At 38.0% G+C, this 6285-nt stretch carries 5 protein-coding genes; all 5 read left to right on the top strand.

The window, feature by feature from the left end; genetic code table 11:
• The first annotated feature begins 431 nt into the window (after positions 1 to 431).
• Positions 432 to 2138 carry a hypothetical protein gene (locus K6G87_RS16350; RefSeq protein ID WP_296839657.1) on the top strand — a complete coding sequence of 569 codons (1707 nt, stop codon included), beginning with the start codon at positions 432 to 434 and terminating at the stop codon, positions 2136 to 2138.
• 43 nt (positions 2139 to 2181) lie between these two features.
• Positions 2182 to 3552, top strand: coding sequence for an MATE family efflux transporter (locus K6G87_RS16345; protein ID WP_296839655.1), 1371 nt, complete (start codon positions 2182 to 2184; stop codon positions 3550 to 3552).
• Positions 3553 to 3735: 183 nt separating this feature from the next.
• Positions 3736 to 4305 carry a VanZ family protein gene (locus K6G87_RS16340; protein WP_296839654.1) on the top strand — a complete coding sequence of 190 codons (570 nt, stop codon included), beginning with the start codon at positions 3736 to 3738 and terminating at the stop codon, positions 4303 to 4305.
• A gap of 386 nt (positions 4306 to 4691) precedes the next feature.
• Positions 4692 to 5903 carry a MalY/PatB family protein gene (locus K6G87_RS16335; RefSeq protein ID WP_296839651.1) on the top strand — a complete coding sequence of 404 codons (1212 nt, stop codon included), beginning with the start codon at positions 4692 to 4694 and terminating at the stop codon, positions 5901 to 5903.
• A gap of 97 nt (positions 5904 to 6000) precedes the next feature.
• Positions 6001 to 6285 (top strand): IspD/TarI family cytidylyltransferase (locus K6G87_RS16330; RefSeq protein WP_296839649.1); only part of this gene is annotated, 285 nt, incomplete at its 3' end.

The following is a 6285-nucleotide window of genomic DNA, read 5'->3' as shown; positions in this document are numbered from 1 at the left end:
AAGGTGATCACTGACCGTGAAGCGCCGGTGTATGTATATTGTCTTAGAGGAACAAGAAGTCGCAGGGCTGTCAGCAAGATGAAAATGCTTGGCTACAAGAATGCCAAGAGTATAGGCGGGATTGCTTCCTATAAAGGAATGGTAGTGATGTGATCGTGATTATAATTTTTTAACATTACCTTATGCTATTATTCTCCAAGACTACACCTGAGTGAAGCCTTGGAGATTTCTATTTTGACATGATCATAGAATTAGTAATACTTCAGTTTTATTTGACGCGCGTCAAATAAATACCACTCATTTCGAATCCCAACTCCTCTTTTACATCCCCAGCTACATAAAATGTGTTAATATATCCTAGTATTCTGCGCAAATGATTTTAGATTAAATATAATATCATTTGACAGGGTACTGATATGGAGGAATTTTTTATGAGAAAGCATATTATTTGCGGAATAGCAACCTTGATTTTTATCCCTTTGTGGTATTACAAGACCACACCGGCTCTTAACATTCACAGCGAAGGGCTTTGGTTTTTTGCGATAACAGTTGCCATATTTTATGGTATGGTGGAGAGTATTTTAAATAGAAAAGAACAGGGCGGATTTCAAAAGAAACAGAATAATAGAAGATTTCGTGTTGCTTCTTACAAGCGCTCTAATGATAATTATGAAATGTCTTTAATAAAAGGCATGTTTAAAGTTAATGGATATATGGTGGCATTTGTGATATTTGTCCTGATGTTTGTTATATCTTTTTTTGCTGAAGACAAGATCTTTTTTTCCAAAAAATATAGTGAACTTATAACAGTAACTGAGTCTGATGTATCGGCAATTCCTTCTGTAGAAGGCACAAGCTCAATTGCGCTTATGGACACAAGTTCAGCAGAAAAGCTTGGTGACAGAGAGATAGGTGCATTATCAAATGTTGTCAGCCAGTATGATGTCGCAGGTTATACTCAGATTGACTATCAGGGAAGTCCTATTAAAGTTGCACCTCTTAGGTATGCAGGCTTTTTCAAATGGTTGAAGAATAAAGATGCAGGTATCCCCGGATATGTAACTGTTGATCCGGTCAAGATGGATGCTGATTATGTTGCTCTAGATGAAGGAATGAAATATGTTCCATCAGCACGCTTTAGCCAGAACTTAAAACGTCATGTAAGATTTGCTTATCCTACCACGATTTTTTCAAATGGTCATTTTGAGATAGATGAAGAGGGAACGCCTTGGTACGTATATTCTGTATACGAGCAGCAATTTGGACTATTTGATGGTAAGCAGGTAACTGGATGTATACTTGTTAATCCTTTTAATGGCGAAATGCAAAAGCTTAGTCTTGATGAGGTCCCGACATGGGTAGATGTCGTATTTGATGGAGATCTTATTTGCACGCAGTACAATTATTATGCTCAGCTTAAGGGCGGCTATTGGAATTCTAAATTTGGTCAGGTTGGCTGTAAGAAGGTTACTGAATCTTCAGATTCAGGTGCTGATTATGGATATGTGTCCAAAGATGGAGATATATGGATCTATACAGGTGTCACTTCTCTAAACTCAGACAGTTCCAATATAGGATTCATTCTTTCAAATGAGAGAACGGAAGAAACGCTGTTTATCCCATGCACGGGCGCTGATGAGTTTTCTGCTATGGCAGCAGCTGAGGGTGAAGTTCAGGAAAAAGGCTATGTTGCCTCCTTTCCATCACTTATTTTGGTAGATAATAATCCAACTTATATAATGGTTTTAAAAGATAATGCCGGTCTTGTTAAGATGTATGCTGCAGTTAATGTAGAGCAGTACAATTTGGTTGCAACTGCAACAAATCAGGAGGATTGCATTGCTAACTATAAGGCGCTTCTCAACGGAACATTATCAGTAGAGGAAGCAAATTCTGAGAATACAGAAGCTTCAGATACCAAACCAGTTTCCAAGGATCTATCTGATGCAGAGAGCAAAAAGATCACTGTTACTAAAAAGGAAAGTATTGTAGAAAGCGGTAATACCTATATTTATATCGTTGATGAAAATAACAATATCTACAAAGCGCTTTATGCAGACGTCATCGATATGATACTGGTTAATGTTGGAGATACTATTACTATTAAAACAGATGGTGAATATTTCACTATAGAGTAGGTATCATTTTCATGGTAAGAAAGCATTAATTGGATAAGTATATATGCAAAAAGTAAAAGATAACAATACAAAGAACATGACAACAGGGAACAGTATGAGTCAGATCGTACTGTTCTTTCTGCCACTTTTATGGGGCAATTTATTTCAGCAGGTATACAGTCTTGTTGACAGCATTATAGTAGGAAAGGGGATTTCAGATAAGGCTCTTGCTGCAGTTGGGGCATCTGGAACGCTCAACTTTCTGATACTTGGATTTGTAGTAGGTATGACCAGGGGCTTTGGAATCCTCTTTTCCCAGAGCTTTGGAAAAGAAGATTATGGGCTTCTAAGAGCGTATATTAGAGGCGCTAAGAGGCTTTGCATTACCATCTCTTTAATATTGACAGTTGTCTGTATCATAAGTCTTAAGAAGATCTTTGTGTTCATGCAGACACCTTCTGATATTATTAAAGATGCATACATCTATTTTGTTATCATTCTTGCAGGCATTGTGATAACTGTAATGAACAATCTGACTATTACAATCCTGCAGTCGCTTGGAGACAGCAAGACTCCCTTATCAGCAATGATCATATCATCACTTGCTAATATCGCGATGGATATTTTCTTTGTTATGGGGCTTAAGATAGGAGTTGCGGGCGCGGCTATTGCTACTGTTCTTGCTCAGGTTTTCTCATTTATATACTGCTTTTATAAGATCAGGAAGCTGGATATTTTTAATAAGAAGGACCGCCATGATTTAGGTGACTATACAGACGCAAATATAGGGCTTGATCTTGTGAAAATAGGTATTCCGGTGGCTTTTATGAATTCGATAACAGCGGCCGGTGGCCTTATACTTCAGTACTTTGTAAATCTTATGGGTAGCGGATATGTTGCAGCATATTCGGCGTGCATGAAGTTTGCTTCACTTTTTGAGCAGTTCGGCATGTCAGTTGGCCTTTCGATGATGACTTTTGTTGGGCAAAATATGGGCGCAGGTAAGTTCGACAGAATACGAAGGGGAGTAAGACAGGGACTCTTACTTTCTACTATTATTAATATACCTTTGGCTCTTTTGCAGATTCTTTTTCCAGAGCAGCTTGCAAGGATCTTTTTAAGTGATCCTGTGATCATCTCTTATTGCAAAGAATTTCTTCCTGTTCTTGGGATCAGCATCTTCGCGCTTGGATGGCTGTTTGTATATCGCTATTCAGTTCAGGGACTCGGCAATACATTTGTGCCTATGCTTTCAGGGGCTTTGGAAGTAATAATGCGTCTTAGTGTTTGCTTTATTATAGGTAGATACAGCTTCAGAGGTATTGCCTTGTCTGAAGTGTCAGCATGGATTGGGGCATTTGTGATGCTGATGATCACCTATTATGTGGTTATTGGGATTAAGGCCCGAAGTTCTCAAGAAAAGAATTATAATTAATTTGATCAGAAGGGAGAGCTGCCCAATTTGAAGTTGGAAATCCCAGGTATGTTGCTGGTATGTCAAAAACAAAGTCCAATTAACAATTTTGCACACCACCCGTGGGTGCTATAATATAAAGTAAGAATCTGAGAAAACTGGGACACTATAGGGACTTAGCTATAAGTTTAAGGGGTTTATTTCATGGACTATATTTTAAGTGACCTTAAGAATCACTTCAGTTATTCGTATATGACCAGCTCTGGTTATATTGCCATTAGCATCATGGTCATATTTTGTCTTTTGGTAGTACTCCTTATACCTGGGCGGAAATTTTCTGACAGGCTTCTTCTTACAATATTCTTTGGATTTATGTTTGGTGTATATTCACTGACGATTTTGATGCGAAGCTACCGGGTTGTATATAGATCGATAATATTACAACCATTCTATTGGTATACAACGCTTAAGCAGGCAGGAGATCCGAAACGTGCGTGGCTGGCATTTGAAAATCTTCTGATGCTCATGTTCCCTGCTTTTATTCTTGGTATAATACTTAGAAATCTTAAAACTGTAAAGAGAGTCCTCCTTATAACATTTATAATGGGAGCATTCTCATTAACAATAGAATATACCCAGCTTTGGTTTAATATTGGTGTATTTGAGATTGATGACTTTTTGTGCAATACGTTTGGAGCATTAATTGGAGCCTTGATAGCTGTGTGCTTTACAAAACTTCCATTCTTCAAAAAAGAGCTCAAGGGGCCTGCGTGAAGCTAAAAGAGTTTTAGTAAAAGAGAACTTTTTATACCTACATGATATTATAAACTCAAACTTCGCACTTTATAAACAATCTAAGATCCTTGCAAATTTGATATCTTGGGCAGTTAATAAAGGATTTTCGAGTTCTTTAAAAATCTTATTGAATTCAAGAGCTTGATAGATGGAGTTTTATATTCTTCTTGGGGTCCGCATGTTTGAGCGAAGCGAGTTTCGGACCCCTGAATATAAAACTCCAGATATCAAGCCTTGAATTATATGATTTTTAAGATAAGAAAATCATTTATTAACTGCCTAAGATAATCAAATTGCAAGGAAAGTTACGAATTTATATGTGCGAAGTTTGAGAAATAAGTATTGAAAGGATTTTGATCATATACATGAAATACGATTTTACAACTTTTCTTGAAAGAAGTGGCAGGGACTCACTTGCAATAGACAGTGTGGGCTCAAGCGATCTTAAGATTGCGCCCAAGGCGCCTGATAAGGGATATGACTTTATTCCTATGTGGGTTGCAGATATGAGTTTTCCCACATGCCCTTCTATTACAGATGCCATAATTGAAAGAGTAAGTCATCCTGCATTTGGCTATTATATGCCATCAGATAAGTATTATGATTCCATAATCAAGTGGCATACACAAAATCATGGATTTAAAGATCTTACAAGGGATAAAATAGGCTATGAAAATGGTGTACATGGTTGCTGCACATCAGTAATTCAGGTACTGTCACAGCCCGGAGACTTTATTCTCTTGCATTCTCCTGTATATGTTGGCTATAGATCAGATGTAGAAGGTCTTGGCAGGCGGAGTATCTATAGCCCTCTTGTTCGTGACAAGGACGGCATATGGCGTATGGACTATGAGGATATGGACAGGAAGCTCAAAAAGTACAATATCCATCTTTCTATTTTCTGTTCTCCTCACAATCCTTCAGGCAGGGTATGGGAGAAATGGGAGCTTGAGAAGGCTCTTGAAGTTTATGAGAGAAATGACTGTTATGTAATAAGTGATGAGATCTGGTGCGATATAGTAATGCCTGGATATAAGCACATTCCGCTTCTTATGATCAATGACTTTGCAAGAGAGCACGTAATAGGAGCTTATGCGCCAAGTAAGACCTTCAATCTTGCAGGTCTTATCGGAAGCTATCACATAATCTATTCCAAGTACCTTCGTGACAGGATCACTAAATACGGCGAGCTGACTCATTATAATGAGATGAATGTTCTGTCTATGCATGCTCTTATTGGTGCATATAGTGATGAAGGAAGAGCATGGAAAGAAGAGCTTTGCACTGTCATAGAAGATAACTGCAAGTGGGCAGTAGATTATATCAAGAAGAACTTTGAAGGCGTAGAAGTATCTATGCCGCAGGGAACTTACATGCTCTTTTTGGATTTTACCAATTATTGTGAGTCAAAGAATATAGGAATACAGGAAGTACTTGATGCTGGCTGGAGAGTTGGAGTTGGCTGGCAGGATGGAAGGCAGTTTGAAGGCCCTTGCCATATAAGAATGAATCTGGCTCTTCCAAAGTCTAAGGTTATGGAAGCTTTTGACAGGCTTCATAAATATGTCTTTTGTTAAAAAAGAATCAGTCAACAATAATAAGATAAATCCATAGACTTTAAACTTACAAAAAAAGCCTGTGGTTTTCCTATTAAAACCCGAAAGGATCATACTTATGACAATAGCCCTTATAATAGCCGGTGGTAGCGGCGAGAGGATGCATCAGGATATTCCTAAGCAGTTTCTCTCAATTAATGATAAGCCGGTAATAGTATATACTTTGGAAGCTTTTGAACATCATCCTGAAATAGATGAGATTGCAGTTGTCTGTATCGAAGGCTGGGACCAGGTTTTAAAGGCTTATGCAAGACAGTTTAATATTACTAAGCTTCGCACTATTGTTAAGGGCGGTGACTGCGGCCAGGCTTCTATCAGAAATGGTATATATGAACTTGAAAAG

It is taken from the genome of Butyrivibrio sp., from assembly GCF_024699075.1.
This window is presented reverse-complemented; position numbering and strand designations above follow the sequence as displayed.